Here is an 18,389-nt window from a genome sequence, read left to right as displayed (position 1 = left end):
AGGGTTTTTCCCAGGCTGTCCTTCTGCTTATTCTATGTTTGTTAATGCAATCCCATCACCATCGGGTTCGACCGTGTAATGCCAAGTGTAGTCATTTGTTTTTTCTTTATCTCCGTAAATTTTAATGGTTTCGTTAGTCGTTACCTTCCATGTGTCACCATCTTCTTCAATAGCGGTTACGGATGCATGGACGACTTCTTGTTTCACCCCATCTCCGGATAAGCGGTCTACTAAGTCTGCTTGCATGCCATGGAGTGGACTGTCATCTTTAATATACGGACGGACAAGCTCATAATCTTCTGCATTAATTGCATCGACAAGTTTGTATATATAATTTAAAGTTGTTTCTTCTATTTCATCATCTAAATCTTTGTCTCCAGATGTTGAATCAGCTTTGGCAGTGTTATGCAATTCTTGTGAGCCTTCCAGTGTCTTCGCCGCATTAAACGCTTCACTGTTAGAAAATCCATACGTACTTGCTTCATTTACCAGCCATTTTTCTTCATCAGAATCGAATACCATATAAAGCATTACAGAGTCAATCCGTTCCTCTAGTTCAGGTTGATCGTCACTATAATATGTGGATGCTGTAAAATAAAAATTAGCCGGAATAGCAACTTCATTCTTGTTATAGAAAGTCAGGTCCTCTTCATTTATTTCTATTTTATCTAATTGCCCAGTAAAATATGTTTTGGAATCAATGTAATAAGCAAAGTTGTCTTTAAAAGTTTGCTGTAAATCATCCGTAATGGTTGTAAATTTAGCAGTATCATTGGCTGCATGGGCCTGTACATACTCCTCACCATATAATAAAATAACCTCGGATAAATTATCCATCAGTTCTTTATTTATTGTATTCAATGTAAGTTCATAGTACGCTTCTTTAATTTTTATATCTTCTAATGTAACTATGCCCCATTCTGTTTCAATAACAGGGGTTATAGTGACCGACCCATCCAGATTCAGTGGACCAAATGAATCAATATAAAGATTCTCATCGAAAGCTATTTGTTCTTCATCTACTTTGATGTATGCATTTTTAATCGGACTATCGTTCGAATTATATAAATCGAATGCCGCGAATGCCGCATCTAGTTGTACATCATGATAAACTGTATCACTATAGCTGTCTCCAAGGATAATCACATCATCCGATTCAGCTTCAGTAAATTCCCCGCTGTAGCTGCTATGTAAGTTATACTTTCCGGGAGCCATAGGCCCATAAACGATATTTCCTTCATCAGACTTTTTCGCAGTAACTGTTTCCTCATTAAATGTATTTTCTATCCCCTCAAATGGAAGGTTCAACGCTGCATATTGCGGTACTAAAGAAAACTGGTATCGAGGGAAAATAAGTAACTTCTTCCCATTCTCGGTTAGTTCCATGAGGTCGTTTTGATAAGAAAATTCTTCTAAATTAGTCTTTTCTATATTGATATAATATGCTTCCTCTTTTGCAAGTGCAATCAGTGCTTTTGCCTCTGCATGTGTTATCGATTTATCCTGCATCGTTGTTAAATCCTGAACTTTTTCATAATCATTTTCCATAATCGCTGCGATAAATCGCTCCACCGTTTTTTCGGGAGAGTAATATGATTTTCCCCATAGGTACGCACCAATAAGTATAACGAATAAAGCAGCGGCAGCACTGAACATTATTTTTTGCTTTTTAGTATACGCTCTTGGCTGCTTTTTAATCGTATTCCTGTTCTCTTCTGAAGCATCATCTAATTTATGACCGCAATGCTTGCAAAAGTTTATGGATTCATCAATCGCTTTACCACATTCTTTACAGTATTTATCCATGTCTGACAGACTCCTTTTTCTTTGTCTAGGTAATTCTTCAAAGCCATCCTGATTTTAATCTGAATCTAGTACGAAAAATTGATTACTTTTTGCACAAATTTCAGTTCTAGCATTGTTTCAATTTATTTTCTTATAATCTTGTATTTACCTCTATTCCAGATGTTCCTCCTTAGTAAAATTTTACTAATGATTCATTCAATCATCAGTAGTATAGACTATCCTTTGAATTTCGATAAGTCTATTTAACTATTATAACTCAATTCATTGATATAAAATGATTAAAATTAACTATTTATTTTAAGGGAATTGCTTTAAAATATATAAAAGTTTGTTATAATCAAGCTTGGTAGTTCAAAAGACTTAATTAAAATTCAGTGTATTGAAGTATCAAATAACCTTTTTGACTTTATACATAGAAAATAATCCGAGCTCGTAACGTTCAGAAGGTTAAATATAAATTAAAGGAGAATGCAGGATGCTAGTGTGTCCAAAGTGTAATCATCAGCAAGATAGCGGCAAATTTTGTGGAGTTTGTGGTACAGCTGTACAAGCAGCTGACAGTGAACAGCTTCCAAATGATAATGTTGAAGAGGAGGTAAGAAGCGGTTCAACTGAACAAGATGTACAATCAGAAGGCGCAGCATCAACTAGTCAAACAGCGGCAACTGCAGAACCACAAGTTCAGGAAACATCAGAAGTAATTAAAAATGGACTTAGTCAGTATTGGTCCTATTTCCTGACGATGGTAAAAAATCCATCACGTGCTTTTGAAGCGAATGAAAACCAGTTTGTGAATGGTTTAGTAACGCTCGGTCTGTATGCAGTTATCTTTTCATTGAGTCTATATTTTCTGGCAAACTCATTAATGCGCGCATTTAACAATTGGTTTGATACGTCTGTTCCATTCTTTGATGTGAATGCACGTCTCGTTTTTGTAGCAATTATCTTTTTTGTAATCACTTTTGGCAGTGCATTTATTATGATTAAAATTGCTAAAAATCAGCAGTCATTTAAAACAATCATTGCACAATACGGTTCAATTGTTGTGCCATTCACTGCTTTAAATGTAATTGCAATGATAGGCGGACTTATTGGATCGATTCAATTAACAATGTCTTCGATATATTTATCTGCTGGCCTGACTTTTGTCTTTATTCCGGTTTTATTTGTATATGAGAAGGTATCAAGCAGCAATCGCAGTAATCAGAAAATCTATTTAAGTCTCGCAACAATCCTTTTAATCACTTTAATTTCTTATATTTTACATGATGCACTGATAGTGAATTTAATTGAAGAGATTGAGTACCTCTTCTAATATGAACAATAGCAATATAATAAATAAAATCCGAACGAAGGTATCGTTCGGATTTTATTTAGGGTGCTGATTAGATTAATTCAGAATATATAATAGCCAGTGGGAGCAAGAAAAGTGAAAGAACAGTCTAAGAGAACCTTTCTATAAGACAGTAACTGCAAGAGAAGCGGTGAAACTGTCTATAAGACAGTACCTGCAAAATAAGTGGTGAAACTGTCTATGAGAACTTCTCTATAAGACAGTAATTGCAAGAAAAGCGATGAAACAGTCTATGAAATTACCATCTGTCCAGAAAAACATGGTTACTCCGAATTGAGATTATCAGTTTTTTGTATCAACTATGAGTGAATTGGGTGTTTGGGCTTGTTTACTGGAATAACCCAATAAATCGTTTTGCACTTTTAGAAATATAACGATCCTTTAACCAGATGATTGCAGATTGAGAAACAATTTGTGTATCTTCCATATGAAGAATTTTAACTTTCCTGTTGTAATTTTTTAATAAAGTCGATTTGGGCAGTATTGTTGCTCCAACTCCTTCTTCAACAAGTCCTAATAAAATATCAACATTGGGCGATTCGCAGACAATCTTAGGTGTTAATTGCTGGGATCTGAATTTATCAAGTATAATTTCAAATTGTCCAATGCCCTTCAGCCGATGGAGTAAGAGCAATGGAATATTTGCCAGCTCTTCAATAGAGATGCTTTCTTTGTTTGGATCTATCAGCCATTTAGCTGGAGAAATTACAACATAGTCTTCTTCTGGCAATAAGTGGTAAGCAAACCCGGTCATATCGATAGGGAGTCGAACAATTGCCAATTCAATTTCTCTTTCCGTTAATTGTTTTGCTAAATAATACGAATCCCCCTCTAATATTCTAAACTTCATATGAGGAAATTCTTCTTGAAACCGGCTGACTCTCTTTGGGATGCGTGAGTAGCATGATTTATTACAGCCAATGGCAAGTGTGCCTCGGATGCCCTGATCCGTTTCTTGTACTTCAGCAATTGTTTCATCTATTTTATAAAAAATCTCCTCAGCTTTTTCATATAAAATAACTCCAGCTTCGGTTAATTCCATTTTCCGTCCATTTCTTTCAAATAAAACCACATTCAAACTTTCTTCTAATGCCCTTAGTGATTGGCTTAAAGGGGGCTGGGAAATATGGAGTTTTTGGGCTGCGAGAGTAATTTGACCTTCATTCGCAATTTCATAAAAGTAGCGAAGTTGTTTGATGTTCATCTGTATCACCCGCCTAAAGTATATATTTTTTATATACAAAACCGATAAAATAGATATTTTACATATAACAATGTATCCATGATAATAACATTAAGAAAAGAGTTTACATTCATATTATAAATATTTTTCAGATTAATGCAAATACAACGAGAATCTAATTCTTAATAAGTTATCTTACAAATTAAATTAAAGTAAAGTAAGAGAGGATGTTTAGTAATGGGAGCGAAAACAGGTGAAGCATACAAGGAAAGATTAAAAAAGGCAAAAAATAATGTTTATGCAAATGGCGAGCGAGTAGAAGATGTAACGGAACATCCGGCATTCAAAAATGTAATTGATTCGATGGCTAAATTATACGATGTGCAGCATGAGCAGGCAGATAAGATGTTGTATACATCGCCGACGACTGGTGACAAAGTGGGGATGACTTATAAGCACCCAACAACAATTGAAGATATTATTGCGAGACGGGAAGCCATTCAGGAATGGGCCCGGACATCACAAGGAATGATGGGGCGATCACCCGATTACCTAAATGCTGAAGTAATGGCGATGGGGATGAATAACGATATATTTGCAGAAGCTGATCCAGCCTTTGCCAAAAATGCACGCGATTATTATGAATATGCTCGTGAAAATGATATCAGTCTCACGCACACGCTCATTCACCCGCAAGTGAATCGTGCAAAAGCAGAACATCAGCAGAAAGATGCGAATGTTGCACTTCATTTAGTCGAGGAGCGTTCTGATGGAATTATAGTTGATGGCATTCGCTTATTAGCAACACAAGGGGCCATTACCGATGAAACATTGGTTTTTCCATCTACTGTTAAGAAAGCAGGAGAATTAGATGATCCCTATTCCTTAGCATTTGTCGTACCGAACAATGCTCAGGGAATTAAACATATTAGCCGTGAGCCTTGGGATTATAAAGATAATAAATGGGATTATCCATTATCTTCCCGCTATGAAGAGGGAGATACAATTATTTCATTTGAAAATGTTTTCGTACCCTGGGAAAAAGTATTTGTTTGTGGTAACTCATCTATTTGTAACCGCACATTTGCGGAGACAAATGCAGTTGCACATATGTCTCACCAAGTAGTTGCAAAGGCAATTATAAAAACCGAATTTATCTTAGGTGTAGCACTTAGCATCATGGATGCGATTGGAATTGACCAATTCCAGCATGTAAAAGATAAGGGCCGGGATATTATGATCACACTCGAAACAATGCGTTCCCACCTCTATCGTGCCGAGCATAATGCAAAACTTGATAAATACGGAACAATGACTCCTGACTTTGCTGCACTTGATGCTGCGAGAAATTGGTACCCGCGTGTTTATCCGTCCATGACAGAAATAATTCGGGTTCTGGCTGCATCTGGTTTAACAGGAATCCCAACAGAAGCCGACTTTGCACATGACGAAATTGGACCAATTATTGAACGCGGATTACAAGGCAAAAACCTGAATGGATATGAGCGGGTGCAGTTATTCCGTTTAGCTTGGGACCTGACTGCCAGTGCATTTGGCTCCAGACAATCACATTATGAATATTACTTCTTCGGAGACCCTGTACGTATGGGAATGACATACTTTGATAACTTTGAAAAAGAATCCTATAAAAACCGGATTTCTGATTTTCTAAAAGAGGCAACAAAGCAGCCAACGATTGAAAGATAATCCTGGAAATCGAGTTTTCTTTTACAATCACAGTAAAGATTAGGGGGAGAAGGAATGGGGTTTAATATATCCAGAGCTGGCAGGGCTGTATTACATGTTACCGATTTAGAAGCATCGAGAAAATTCTATGTGGATGCGCTCGGGTTTTATGAAACAGAATCAGATGGTCATCATCTCTATTTAAGAGGTTATGAGGAAAAGCATCATCATAGTCTGCTCCTAAAGAAAGCAGATAAAGCAGCAGTCGAGGTGATTAGCTATAAGGTATACGATGATGCCGATTTAGATGCAATAGCAGAAGTAGCAAAACAAAATAATCTGCCTTATAAATGGATGGAAACAGGAGAACAGCGGGCGCTCGGCCGTGCATTACGCATGCAGGATGTATCTGGTTTATCTTTGGAATTTTATGCCGAAATGGAACAGGTTCCAAGCTTAATGCAACGTTATGATCTGCATAAAGGAGCTCGTATTCAGCGAATTGACCACTTAAATTGTCTCGTTCCAGATGTGCAAAAAGCATATGACTTTTATAGTAAGGAACTTGGATTTCGACCTTCTGAGTATACAGAGGATGATCAAGGAAGTTTATGGGCGATTTGGACACATCGAAAAGGGAATGTTCATGACCAAGCATTTATGAACGGGGATGGACCACTTCTGCACCATGTTGGTTTTTGGCTGCCAGATCCGCTTGCACTCATTCATGCATGTGATGTATTAGCATCAATCGGAATGGGTGAGTGCATTGAGCGGGGCCCTGGACGCCACGGGTTATCGAATGCATTTTTCCTCTATCTGCGTGATCCAGATGGGCATCGCATAGAGTTATACTTTGGAGACTATTTTACCGGAGATGGAGATTTTAAACCGAAGCGCTGGAGTGTCCATGATAAAACCAGGCAAACCTTCTGGGGGCATGAAGCACCAGACAGCTGGTTTGAAGAGGCATCCACATTCTTAAATGTAATTACAGGCGAGGAAGTTAAGCAGGAAAAAGCAAAGCTTCATCTATATAAACCGGAATTTACAATTTAATACAGGTGTGAGAGAGGTCGCATGAATATAAAAGAGAGGAAGGAGAATCGTGATGGATGATCGGACGTTTAGAAATGCAATGGGGAAATTTGCCACAGGTGTAACGGTGGTTACCGCAAAATCAGGAAATGATAGCTATGGCATGACTGCAAATGCATTTATGTCTGTATCTTTAAATCCCAAACTTATTACCGTATCAATCGACAACCGAGCAAATATGTTAGCGCGGATTAATGCGTCTAAGCAGTTTGCAGTGAATATTCTAAGTGATGACCAGCAGGATGTTTCAATGCATTTTGCTGGACAAACGAGTGATAAAAAACAAATTGACTTTGATTATATCCAAGGTATCCCTGTCTTAAAAGAGTCTTTGGTTTCTGTTGTATGTGATGTAGATACCTCCTATGTTGTAGGGGATCATACGCTTTTTATCGGTAAAGTAAAAGATATTGCTGTACGAGATGGGTATCCACTTACTTTTTATAGCGGAAAGTATGGGATTAACTCGGTAGTGAGTTAGGCTTCGCGGAAGGAGGCTGGGACATAACTATATTAATATATGGAACTAAATCCGAATCAATCTGCTGACCGGTCTTCTGGGGATGTCTGATTATCGTTTGTTCGGTTTTTTGCCAATATTAGTGTTATGTCCCAGTCTCTTTTGATATGAACCAGAATCTTGGAGAAGGAGTCGATTGTTCATGCAACAAGCAATATTAAAATTACAAGGGATTGAACAATTGCTGAAAGCAAAAGTGAATGAACAGGGAGTGGTAGAAATTAATGGAATGGAATATCGTGCCGACTCCCTCCCAGTAGATGTCCCTATTACAGGGACAGTATATGGAACACTTTTAAACTATCAAGGAGAATATGAGATATTGGAACCTTTGATGAAAGAAGAGCCATATAAAAATCCACCAAAAGCACCTGTCTTATATATAAAACCAAAAAATACGTTTATTAGTCATCGAAGCGCAATCCCGCTGCCAGAAAATATGGACGCACTGCAAATAGGTGCAGCTTTAGGAATTGTAATTGGAAAAAAGGCAACGAAAGTAACAAAGGAAGCAGCATTGGAATGTATTGCTGGTTATACAATTATTAATGATGTGAGTATTCCCCATGAAAATTTCCACCGCCCGGCAGTAAAGGAAAAGGCTCGGGATGGATTTTGTCCAATTGGACCATGGATTGTATCAAGTCACTCTATTAAGAACCCAAATGATTTAAATATAAAAGTTTCAATTAATGGCAATCTGAAACAAGAAAATACAACAAGGAATCTAGTCCGTTCGATTGAAACATTAATTGCAGACGTAACCGAGTTTATGACACTTGCAAAAGGAGATGTGCTATTAGTTGGCGTTCCAGAAAATGCTCCGCTCGCCAAAGAAAATGATCTCGTGAAAATTGAAATCGAAAAAGTTGGAGCGATTGAAAATCGAGTAATTAATGAAAGGAATGTCATAGGAGGAAATATTTTATGAAACGTGCCCGTGTAAGTATTGGGGGAGGAATTCAAGACGCCGCAGAAATAGATGGGAAAGTAAAATTGGATGATGGGAGAATTGTTGAGGAAACAGATGTTGTTTGGCTGCCACCTGTGGAACCGCATACCGTGTTTACTTTAGGTTTGAATTATGCAGATCATGCAGCTGAACTGTCATTTACCCCGCCAGCGGAACCATTGGTTTTCCTGAAAGGGCCAAATACATTTATCGGTCATCGCGGCTATACTGTCCGGCCAAACGATGTCACATTCATGCATTATGAATGTGAACTGGCTGTTCTGATTGGAAAAACGGGGAAAAACATAAAAAAGGAAGATGCGTATGATTATGTATCCGGTTATACGGTCGCAAATGACTATGCAATCAGAGATTACTTGGAAAACTATTATCGTCCTAATTTGCGTGTGAAAAATCGGGATACATGTACACCAATTGGTCCCTGGGTGGTCGATAAGGAAGTGATTAAGGATCCGATGAATTTAAAGCTGCGCACCTATATCAATGGAGAGCTGAAGCAGGAGGGAACAACAGCTGATATGATTTTTGGCATCCCACAGTTAATTGAATATCTAAGTTCATTTATGACGCTGAGTGAAAATGACATCATTTTAACTGGAACACCCAAAGGGTCCGTCGATACAAAAGTTGGTGATGAAGTTACTGCAGAGATTGAAGGAATCGGCAGACTCGTGAATCGGATTGTCAGCGAAGATTATGAATGGAATAAAAAATTACGATAAGTGTGTGCTTAAAAAGGAGAATGCCAATGCCGCACGTAACGATTGAATATACGAATAATATAAAAGAAGAATCGAACATTCCTTTTTTGCTAGAGAAGGTGAATCAATCATTATTAAAACACCGCGATATTATTCCTGTTGGCGGATTGCGCACAAGAGCAGTTGAACTTAAAGATTACAGAATTGCTGATGGAACAGAAGACGATGCATTTGTTCACATTACTCTGAAACTGGGAAGCGGCCGTTCGGATAAGGATATAAAAAAAGTTTGTGATTGCTTATTTGATACTGTAAAAGAGCATTATACAGTTCTATTTGATCATCGATATCTAGCCCTTTCACTGGAAGTCTATGAATTTACCCGGCCAACGTATAAGAAAAATAATATTCACCAGCGGTATAAAACGAAATAGGCAGGACGGCGGGAAATGCTGAAAAGGTATTCTAATCTGAAAGTCTGTTTTCCAATCTAAGAAACTGAATAAACTCTTCTTGTTATTCGAATGCCTGCGGTTCGTTCGTCTAAATTTTAAGAATGAATCATATATCTATTCAATAGATAAGTATAGAAAGGAAAAGTTACATTACTTACGAAAAGCTCTTATCAATCCTTTTAAATAGGGGGGGAAACAATGAAACTGAGATTCTATGGAAAAAAGAAACTGCTATTTTTGCTTCTTGCAGTAATCGGAACGTTAATTCTGGCAGCATGTGGTGGAGGGGAAATAGATAAAAATGAAAGTGGCAGTGGTGATGAATATAATTTTGACTTCTCGCACTTCTTTCCGCCAACACATTTTATGGAGGATGAGATTCAAGAGCTTAGTGCTGGATTAGAGAAAGCAACAGATGGCAGAATTAAAATCACTTCTTATCCTGGAGCATCATTGGCAGCACCAGATGGGCACTTTGATGCGGCGGCAACGGGGGCGGTAGATTTAGCTTTAAGTGTACATGGCTATACACCGAACCAATTTCCATTAACCTCCGTTATGGAGCTTCCTTTTATGGCAACAACAGCGGTCGAAGGCTCTAAAAATCTATGGAAAATTTATAATGAGTTTGACGAGTTTGGTGATGAATATGCCGGCACAGAGCCTTTATGGCTTTATACGACAGACCCTGGCCAGTTGTATACAGTAGGAAAACAAGTGAAAAGTGTTGAGGATTTGAAAGGAATGAGAATCCGTTCCCCTTCACCAGAAACAAGTGAATGGTTAGCTGCACTAGGAGCAACCCCAGTGTCTATGCCAATGAATGAAAACTTTGAAGCATTAGAACGTGGTGTTGTTGATGGCACGATTGCGCCTTGGGAAGCAGTTAAAACATGGGGCTTGGAAGAAGTAATTGACTATGCAACAGTAGGGAATTTTTATTCCACTACAATGTTCGTCGTAATGAATGAAAACATTTGGAACGAACTAAGTGAGGAAGATCAAGCCGCAATAAAAGATGTAACTGGAGAGAAAATGGCAATTAAAACTGGTGAGGCCTTTGATGCGTTTGGACAAATGGCAATTGAAGACGCAAAAGAAAAAGGTGTTGAAATATACGAGTTAACAGAGCAGGAACTAGCAGAGTGGAGTGAATATATTAATCCAACAATCGAAAATTGGATTAATAATGTTGAGGACAAAGGATTGCCAGGTCAAGAAGTGTATGACCGTGCTGTTGAATCAAGCGGTAAGTAAAGTGGGAGTGAAAGCACGATGTCAAAAATGATAGAGAAGGCGGAAGTAATAGTAAATAAGATAGCGAATATACAGCAGTTCCTTGCAAATATGTTTCTCCTATTTATTATGACAATTATTACGCTGGATGTTCTAGGAAGGAATGTATTAAATAAACCGTTAATTGGAACATATGAATTGACGGAAATTGGTGCTGCTTTACTTGTTTTCTTTGCACTAGCAATGACACACAGGCAAGGAGAACACGTAACAATTGACTTTATTGTTGAGCGCTTTTCAGAGAAAACACAGAGCATTTTAAATGGCGTTATTGAAATGATTATTGCAGTTATCTTGGTATTTATGGCGTGGCATGTTTTTGATAATGGCTTACGCATGATGGAGAGAAGTGCAGCAACAACGGACATTGGCCTTCCCGTTTACCCTGTTCTATTTATTATTACATTTACACTGATTATATTTGCTTTAACAGCAATCTTTAAAGCAATCACATATTTTAGAGTGGTGGTGAACAGGAAATGAGTCCGGAAATAATAGGGGTCCTTGGGATCATTATCTTACTTATATTATTCATGATTCGTGTACCTGTAAGTATATCGCTAATCATAGTTGGCACGCTTGGATTAGTATTCATCAGAGGATGGGATTCAGCCCTTGTTCAATTGGGGACAACGCCGTTTTCGACTGCAAGCTCGTATTCCTTAAGTGTAATTCCTTTGTTTATTTTAATGGGGATGATTTTATCTTTCAGCGGGTTTGGCAAGGATTTATACACAGCAGTCGACTCCTGGATAGGACATGTTAAAGGCGGGCTTGCAATTACAACAATTGGAACAAGTGCTTTATTCTCAGCGATTTCAGGTTCTGTTAATGCAACGACTGCAACCATGGCAAGAATCGCATTGCCTGAGATGAAAAAATATCGTTACAATGATGCGTTATCGACATCTTGTGTTGCCGCTGGCGGAACATTGGGTATCCTTATCCCGCCGAGTGTTATCTTAGTTTTATATGGAATTCTTACAATGGAACCAATTGGGAAATTATTAATTGCCGGTCTTGTTCCAGGAATATTACAAATGTTGTTATTCATGCTAGTAATATATTTGATGGTTCTTCGAAAGCCGTCATTGGCTCCAGTTACTGCTAAGAAGCCGCTTAAAGTTAAAATGAAATCTTTAAACAGTGTATGGCCTTTTGTATTCTTGTTTGCACTAAGTATTGGCGGGATATATTTTGGTTACTTCACCCCAACAGAGGCTGGGGGCATTGGAGCATTTGGAGCGTTTCTCTTAGCATTATTAACAAAAAGATTAACCTGGACTGATTTCAAAACAACATTAAATGAAACAACACGTCTAACAGCAATGATTTTCTTTATTTTAATTGGAGCCGATATATTCAGTAAATTTTTAGCCTTAAGCAGAATTCCAGCCGTAATTACCCAAACTGTATCAGACTTGGATATGTCCCCAATGGCAATTATGATGCTCATTCTTATTGTTTACTTCATTCTAGGCTTATTTTTAGAAGGAATTGCAATATTTGTATTAACATTGCCCGTTGTTTATCCATTGATTACAATGTTAGGTTTTGATGGTATATGGTTTGGAGTTGTTATGATTTTTGTAATGAACATCGGATTGCTGACTCCGCCAATGGGCTTAAGTGTATACATTATTAGTGGCGTTGTTAAAGATGTTCCAATTCAGCGCATATTTAAAGGTGTTATCCCCATGTTGCTGATGATGATTTTATGTCTGGCATTAGTTGTTGTTTTCCCAGGGATTGTCACATTCTTACCAAATATGATGAAATAAGGCTGCGTTCGCAAAGCTGACAAGTATTCGTTCAAATAACAGTCTATTTCAACTATTCCACCACCTGCAAAGGATAGTATAGATAAATATATATAATGAAGAGAGGGGCAGCTAAGCATGAATTATGAAGAAATAAAAAAGAAATTACGCGGATCCATTTGTCCAGTCATTACACCATTCAAAGAAGATGGATCGATTGATGAAACGGCATTTAAAAACCTGGTGAATTGGCAAATCGAAAGTGGAAGCCATGGTATCTCTGTAACTGGAACAAGTGGTGAGCCAAGCTCATTAACCATCGCAGAAAGAAAAAGTGTAATGTTTCTTGCGAAGGAGGCAATTAATGGCCGGGTTTTCTTTACCCCAGGAACAGGATCCACAAATCATGATGAGACAATTGAATTAACGAAGTATGCAGAAGAAATTGGCGCAGATGCTGCAATGGTTATTGTGCCTTACTACAATAGACCAAACCAGGAAGCTTTATATCAGCATTTTAAAACAGTGGCGGATTCTGTACGTATCCCAATTATTATTTACAACATTCCAGGACGCTCAGCTGTAAATATGGAAGTAAGTACAATGAAGCGTCTTGCAGAAGATTGTCCCAATATTATTGGAGTGAAAGAATCAAATAAAGACTTCGAGCATGTTAATCGCGTTCTGCTAAATTGTGGGAGAGATTTCTTGCTATACTCGGGAATTGAATTGCTTTGCTACCCAATGCTCGCAATCGGGGGAGCTGGATTTATCAGTGCAACAGCAAATGTAGAGCCTAAAAAGGTAGCAGAGCTTTATAATGCGTGGGAATCGGGGAATCTGGCAAAAGCACAGGATCTTCACTTTGAATTAATGCCTTTAAATGATGTGCTATTTAAAGATACAAACCCAACCGTAGCGAAAGCAGCTCTTGGGATGATGAGGAAAATCACGCCGAAACTTCGTATGCCACTTGGATCACCATCCAAAGAACTGCAAAAAGAGGTTTATGAAACACTTGTGGAAATGGAAATACTTACGGAAAAGGGTGAGCATATTGCACACTAAATCAACGATTAATCGGGCAGATGGAAAAGTGACTAATCGATTTGACCATGTGACACAAGAGGATATTTTACTTTATATTAATGGCGAGTTTGTTGGCAGTGAAGCAGGCCGGACATTTGACAACTTTAACCCATATACAAATGAAAAAATAAATACAATAGAGGAAGGTCTGGAATCGGATATTAATAAAGCGGTAGCTGCTGCCCGGGAAGCATTTGATAACGGACCATGGCGCACAATGAAATTAACCGAAAGATTGTCTTATATTTATCGGATTGCTGACTTAATTGATGAGGAAGTTGAACATATCGCTTATCTTGAGGCACTGGATACAGGTTTACCGATCAAACAGACACTTGCCATGGTGAGTCGTGCATCAGAGAATTTTCGCTTTTATGCAAGAATGGTAGAAAGCCGTTTAATTGGCGAAGCATATCAAGTGGATGAAAACTTCATCAACTATACAATAAATGCCCCGGCTGGTGTAGCAGGCTTGATTACTCCGTGGAATGCACCCTTTATGTTAGAAACCTGGAAGGTAGCTCCAGCGCTTGCGACAGGAAATACGGTTGTTCTAAAGCCTGCAGAGTTATCGCCACTGTCGGCAGATGTATTGGCAAAAGTGATTGATAAAGCAGGACTTCCCAAAGGTGTGTTTAATGTTGTGCATGGTTTTGGTGAAACGGCAGGAGATGCACTCGTACGGCATCCTGATGTACAACTGATTTCTTTTACTGGTGAGACGGTTACAGGCAAGACAATTATTAAAAATAGTGCGGATACATTAAAAGCATGTTCAATGGAACTTGGCGGGAAATCACCAATTATCGTTTTTGATGATGCAGACCTTGATCGTGCGCTAGATGCTTGTATATGGGGGATATTCTCTTTTAATGGCGAAAGATGTACAGCCAATTCCCGGCTGTTTGTCCAAGAGGGAGTGAAAGACAGGTTTATTGAGGCACTGAAAGGGCGTGTTGCAAATATAAAAATTGGCAATCCCTTAGACATGGCTACAGAGGTTGGTCCGTTAATCCATAAGGAACATTTTGATAAAGTGAGAAACTATTTGGAAATTGCTAAGGCTGAAGGTGCAGAAGTGCTGACTCGTGCCATTCCTGAACAGTTTAAAAAAGGGAACTTTGTAGCACCGACAGTGATTTTAAATGCGGAAAATAGGATGCGTGTCGCGCAAGATGAAATATTTGGTCCAGTTTTAACTGTAATGACATTTAAAGATGAGAAGGAAGCGATAAAACTAGCAAATGATATTGATTACGGTCTTGCTGGTTATATATGGACGAACGATTTAAAACGCGGACATCGGGCAGCACATCAAATCGAAGCAGGCATGCTCTGGGTAAATGCGCAAAATGTGCGTGATTTGCGTACACCGTTTGGGGGATCAAAGTCTTCTGGAATCGGCCGTGAAGGCGGCCATTATGGATTCGATTTCTATACAGAGAAGAAAATCATTCATGTTGCAATTAACGATCATCCAATCCAGCAGTTTGGAGTTCAATCAACATAATGCAAGGATTAAATATGCACGCATGTGGTGCAGAAAGAGATGATTTCAATGTGCAGTAAAAAAATAAGGCAAAGAGTAATCGAATCTCTGAGCCTTATTTTTTATTTTTACTTCTTTCACTAAGAGGTATCTGTCAGTAATATAAGAAAGAACGGATTTACCTTATGTTCGATATCCTAATGAAAATGTACGCATACTATATTGTACAGCATCACTTTGAAGTGATATAACGAATGAAAGAATACATTTACTGTTGTTTAATAACTATAAAGAAACTCCTGTTTCAGCAATAAAAAAGACATATTGACTTTCTGTTTTAGAAATTATACAATGTAATCCTGTCGTTAAGAGCGAAATATTTAACGACAAGTAACAAAAAACATATTGACTTTCTGTTTTAGAAATTATACAATGTAATCCTGTCGTTAAGAGCAAAACATTTAACGACAAGCAACAAAAAAACATATTGACTTTCTGTTTTGGAAGTTATACAATGTAATCCTGTCGTTAAGAGTAAAACATTTAACGACAAGTAACAAAAAACATATTGACTTTCTGATTTAGAAATTATACAATGTAATCCTGTCGTTAAGAACAAAGCATTTAACGGCAAGTGAAAAAACATATTGACTTTCTAACTTGGAAGTTATACAATGTAAATCTGCCGACAATTCAAAAATATTTAACGGCAAGCGAAAAAACTTATTGACAATCAATAAGAAATCGTGTTACATTATGTAAGCTCGCTGTTGTGAAACGGTGAACAATTTGCTCTTTGAAAACTGAACAAAACAACCAGTATGTCAAGCGGAATCGCATTTATGCGATGAAGCGAAAGTTATAATGGAAAACCCCGTTTTCTATTATAACAACTCGGAAGATGAAATCTTACGAGTATAAACAGCTAAGATATTTTATAGAAGTAACTTATGTTTTTCTATTCAAACACTTTAATGGAGAGTTTGATCTTGGCTCAGGACGAACGCTGGCGGCGTGCCTAATACATGCAAGTCGAGCGCGTGAAACTTTTCAGAACTCTTCGGAGTGACGAATTGTGGATCGAGCGGCGGACGGGTGAGTAACACGTGGGCAACCTGCCTGTAAGATCGGGATAACTTGCGGAAACGTGAGCTAATACCGGATAATGTCTTTTACCTCCTGGTAAAAGAATGAAAGACGGTTTTGCTGTCACTTACAGATGGGCCCGCGGCGCATTAGCTAGTTGGTGGGGTAATGGCCTACCAAGGCGACGATGCGTAGCCGACCTGAGAGGGTGATCGGCCACACTGGGACTGAGACACGGCCCAGACTCCTACGGGAGGCAGCAGTAGGGAATCTTCCGCAATGGACGAAAGTCTGACGGAGCAACGCCGCGTGAGTGATGAAGGTTTTCGGATCGTAAAACTCTGTTGTTAGGGAAGAACAAGTACGAGAGTAACTGCTCGTACCTTGACGGTACCTAACCAGAAAGCCACGGCTAACTACGTGCCAGCAGCCGCGGTAATACGTAGGTGGCAAGCGTTGTCCGGAATTATTGGGCGTAAAGCGCTCGCAGGCGGTCTTTTAAGTCTGATGTGAAATCTTACGGCTCAACCGTAAGCGGTCATTGGAAACTGGAGGACTTGAGTACAGAAGAGGAGAGTGGAATTCCACGTGTAGCGGTGAAATGCGTAGAGATGTGGAGGAACACCAGTGGCGAAGGCGACTCTCTGGTCTGTAACTGACGCTGAGGAGCGAAAGCGTGGGGAGCAAACAGGATTAGATACCCTGGTAGTCCACGCCGTAAACGATGAGTGCTAGGTGTTAGGGGGTTTCCGCCCCTTAGTGCTGAAGTTAACGCATTAAGCACTCCGCCTGGGGAGTACGGCCGCAAGGCTGAAACTCAAAAGAATTGACGGGGACCCGCACAAGCGGTGGAGCATGTGGTTTAATTCGAAGCAACGCGAAGAACCTTACCAGGTCTTGACATCCCACTGGCCGCTATGGAGACATAGCTTTCCCTTCGGGGACAGTGGTGACAGGTGGTGCATGGTTGTCGTCAGCTCGTGTCGTGAGATGTTGGGTTAAGTCCCGCAACGAGCGCAACCCTTGATCTTAGTTGCCAGCATTTAGTTGGGCACTCTAAGGTGACTGCCGGTGACAAACCGGAGGAAGGTGGGGATGACGTCAAATCATCATGCCCCTTATGACCTGGGCTACACACGTGCTACAATGGATGGAACAAAGGGGAGCAAAACCGCGAGGTCAAGCAAATCCCATAAAACCATTCTCAGTTCGGATTGCAGGCTGCAACTCGCCTGCATGAAGCCGGAATCGCTAGTAATCGTGGATCAGCATGCCACGGTGAATACGTTCCCGGGTCTTGTACACACCGCCCGTCACACCACGAGAGTCGGTAACACCCGAAGTCGGTGAGGTAACCTTTATGGAGCCAGCCGCCGAAGGTGGGACCAATGATTGGGGTGAAGTCGTAACAAGGTAGCCGTATCGGAAGGTGCGGCTGGATCACCTCCTTTCTAAGGAATAATAGAAAGCGCAGGCGACCGTTAAGAAACGTACAAACTGGAGCACTTTGTAATGAGATAAAGGAAACACAGCGACTGTAAGGAGCTGATGTTGACTTATCGATTGGAAAAGTGTGAAGTTTGATAGTTTCTGGTCGCCGGAGCTAGACTATAACGGAACATCTAACTTTGTTAGATGAAACATACTGTGTTGTTTGGTTCAGTTTTGAGAGAGCAAATCTCTCGATTTGTACCTTGAAAACTAAATAAGAGTAACAACGACATCAAATTAAAAGGCTGAGGCGACTGTTCGAAAACGGACGCATAAGCAAGGGACTGGAAAACGCTTGAACTTTAGCGTTTGGAATGTCAATTGCTTATGACGGTAGTTTTCAGGAGCCGAAGCTAGATTAATAAATGTAAGACCAGGTTTATTTGATAAACCTAAAAGGCA

General features: G+C 39.2%; 14 protein-coding genes and 1 rRNA gene. 13 read left to right on the top strand and 2 right to left on the bottom strand.

The window, feature by feature from the left end; translation table 11 throughout:
• Positions 1–27: 27 nt before the first annotated feature.
• Positions 28–1,806: a zinc ribbon domain-containing protein gene (locus NST93_RS10240; protein WP_405096671.1), complete on the bottom strand. Its 1,779-nt coding sequence runs from the start codon at positions 1,804–1,806 to the stop codon at positions 28–30.
• Positions 1,807–2,281: 475 nt separating this feature from the next.
• On the opposite strand from NST93_RS10240, the gene NST93_RS10235 reads away from it, so the two are divergent.
• Positions 2,282–3,121 carry a hypothetical protein gene (locus tag NST93_RS10235; protein ID WP_405096669.1) on the top strand — a complete coding sequence of 280 codons (840 nt, stop codon included), beginning with the start codon at positions 2,282–2,284 and terminating at the stop codon, positions 3,119–3,121.
• Positions 3,122–3,488: 367 nt separating this feature from the next.
• On the opposite strand, the gene NST93_RS10230 is transcribed toward NST93_RS10235, so the two are convergent.
• Positions 3,489–4,364, bottom strand: coding sequence for a LysR family transcriptional regulator (locus NST93_RS10230; protein WP_405096667.1), 876 nt, complete (start codon positions 4,362–4,364; stop codon positions 3,489–3,491).
• 216 nt (positions 4,365–4,580) lie between these two features.
• On the opposite strand from NST93_RS10230, the gene hpaB reads away from it, so the two are divergent.
• The 12 genes from hpaB (at position 4,581) to NST93_RS10170 (ending at position 17,947) form a co-directional block, all read left to right on the top strand.
• Complete coding sequence (gene hpaB / locus NST93_RS10225) at positions 4,581–6,050, top strand: 4-hydroxyphenylacetate 3-monooxygenase, oxygenase component (protein ID WP_405096665.1); 1,470 nt, start codon at positions 4,581–4,583, stop codon at positions 6,048–6,050.
• A gap of 54 nt (positions 6,051–6,104) precedes the next feature.
• Positions 6,105–7,088: a 3,4-dihydroxyphenylacetate 2,3-dioxygenase gene (gene hpaD, locus NST93_RS10220; RefSeq protein ID WP_405096663.1), complete on the top strand. Its 984-nt coding sequence runs from the start codon at positions 6,105–6,107 to the stop codon at positions 7,086–7,088.
• A 52-nt stretch (positions 7,089–7,140) separates the two neighbouring features.
• Positions 7,141–7,608, top strand: a complete 468-nt coding sequence (locus tag NST93_RS10215; RefSeq protein ID WP_405096661.1) for a flavin reductase family protein — start codon at positions 7,141–7,143, stop codon at positions 7,606–7,608.
• Between the two features lie 181 nt (positions 7,609–7,789).
• Positions 7,790–8,578, top strand: coding sequence for a fumarylacetoacetate hydrolase family protein (locus NST93_RS10210; RefSeq protein ID WP_405096659.1), 789 nt, complete (start codon positions 7,790–7,792; stop codon positions 8,576–8,578).
• Positions 8,575–9,342, top strand: coding sequence for a fumarylacetoacetate hydrolase family protein (locus NST93_RS10205; protein ID WP_405096657.1), 768 nt, complete (start codon positions 8,575–8,577; stop codon positions 9,340–9,342). The genes NST93_RS10210 and NST93_RS10205 overlap by 4 nt, the downstream gene beginning before the upstream one ends.
• A gap of 26 nt (positions 9,343–9,368) precedes the next feature.
• Positions 9,369–9,755, top strand: coding sequence for a 5-carboxymethyl-2-hydroxymuconate Delta-isomerase (locus tag NST93_RS10200; protein ID WP_405096655.1), 387 nt, complete (start codon positions 9,369–9,371; stop codon positions 9,753–9,755).
• A 219-nt stretch (positions 9,756–9,974) separates the two neighbouring features.
• Positions 9,975–11,033, top strand: coding sequence for a TRAP transporter substrate-binding protein (locus NST93_RS10195; RefSeq protein ID WP_405103709.1), 1,059 nt, complete (start codon positions 9,975–9,977; stop codon positions 11,031–11,033).
• An 18-nt stretch (positions 11,034–11,051) separates the two neighbouring features.
• Positions 11,052–11,555 carry a TRAP transporter small permease gene (locus NST93_RS10190; RefSeq protein WP_405103707.1) on the top strand — a complete coding sequence of 168 codons (504 nt, stop codon included), beginning with the start codon at positions 11,052–11,054 and terminating at the stop codon, positions 11,553–11,555.
• On the top strand, positions 11,552–12,853 hold the full coding sequence (locus NST93_RS10185; RefSeq protein ID WP_405103705.1) for a TRAP transporter large permease: 1,302 nt from the start codon (positions 11,552–11,554) through the stop codon (positions 12,851–12,853). Before NST93_RS10190 ends, NST93_RS10185 begins: the two co-directional genes overlap by 4 nt.
• A gap of 117 nt (positions 12,854–12,970) precedes the next feature.
• Positions 12,971–13,900, top strand: coding sequence for a 2,4-dihydroxyhept-2-ene-1,7-dioic acid aldolase (gene hpaI / locus NST93_RS10180; RefSeq protein WP_405103703.1), 930 nt, complete (start codon positions 12,971–12,973; stop codon positions 13,898–13,900).
• 28 nt (positions 13,901–13,928) lie between these two features.
• Complete coding sequence (gene hpaE, locus NST93_RS10175) at positions 13,929–15,431, top strand: 5-carboxymethyl-2-hydroxymuconate semialdehyde dehydrogenase (protein ID WP_405103826.1); 1,503 nt, start codon at positions 13,929–13,931, stop codon at positions 15,429–15,431.
• Between the two features lie 950 nt (positions 15,432–16,381).
• Positions 16,382–17,947, top strand: a 16S ribosomal RNA gene (locus tag NST93_RS10170).
• The last annotated feature ends 442 nt before the right edge of the window (positions 17,948–18,389 follow it).

Source organism: Oceanobacillus sp. FSL H7-0719, from assembly GCF_045040795.1.
Classification (GTDB): domain Bacteria; phylum Bacillota; class Bacilli; order Bacillales; family Amphibacillaceae; genus Oceanobacillus.
This window is presented reverse-complemented; position numbering and strand designations above follow the sequence as displayed.

What these genes read in the sequence shown, in the direction of transcription:
- NST93_RS10190 (WP_405103707.1), top strand. Translation starts at nt 11,052, where the DNA reads ATGTCAAAAATGATAGAGAAGGCGGAAGTAATAGTAAATAAGATAGCG.
- NST93_RS10240 (WP_405096671.1), bottom strand. Translation starts at nt 1,806, where the DNA reads ATGGATAAATACTGTAAAGAATGTGGTAAAGCGATTGATGAATCCATA.
- NST93_RS10230 (WP_405096667.1), bottom strand. Translation starts at nt 4,364, where the DNA reads ATGAACATCAAACAACTTCGCTACTTTTATGAAATTGCGAATGAAGGT.
- NST93_RS10215 (WP_405096661.1), top strand. Translation starts at nt 7,141, where the DNA reads ATGGATGATCGGACGTTTAGAAATGCAATGGGGAAATTTGCCACAGGT.
- hpaI (WP_405103703.1), top strand. Translation starts at nt 12,971, where the DNA reads ATGAATTATGAAGAAATAAAAAAGAAATTACGCGGATCCATTTGTCCA.
- NST93_RS10185 (WP_405103705.1), top strand. Translation starts at nt 11,552, where the DNA reads ATGAGTCCGGAAATAATAGGGGTCCTTGGGATCATTATCTTACTTATA.
- NST93_RS10200 (WP_405096655.1), top strand. Translation starts at nt 9,369, where the DNA reads ATGCCGCACGTAACGATTGAATATACGAATAATATAAAAGAAGAATCG.
- NST93_RS10235 (WP_405096669.1), top strand. Translation starts at nt 2,282, where the DNA reads ATGCTAGTGTGTCCAAAGTGTAATCATCAGCAAGATAGCGGCAAATTT.
- NST93_RS10205 (WP_405096657.1), top strand. Translation starts at nt 8,575, where the DNA reads ATGAAACGTGCCCGTGTAAGTATTGGGGGAGGAATTCAAGACGCCGCA.
- NST93_RS10210 (WP_405096659.1), top strand. Translation starts at nt 7,790, where the DNA reads ATGCAACAAGCAATATTAAAATTACAAGGGATTGAACAATTGCTGAAA.
- NST93_RS10195 (WP_405103709.1), top strand. Translation starts at nt 9,975, where the DNA reads ATGAAACTGAGATTCTATGGAAAAAAGAAACTGCTATTTTTGCTTCTT.
- hpaB (WP_405096665.1), top strand. Translation starts at nt 4,581, where the DNA reads ATGGGAGCGAAAACAGGTGAAGCATACAAGGAAAGATTAAAAAAGGCA.
- hpaD (WP_405096663.1), top strand. Translation starts at nt 6,105, where the DNA reads ATGGGGTTTAATATATCCAGAGCTGGCAGGGCTGTATTACATGTTACC.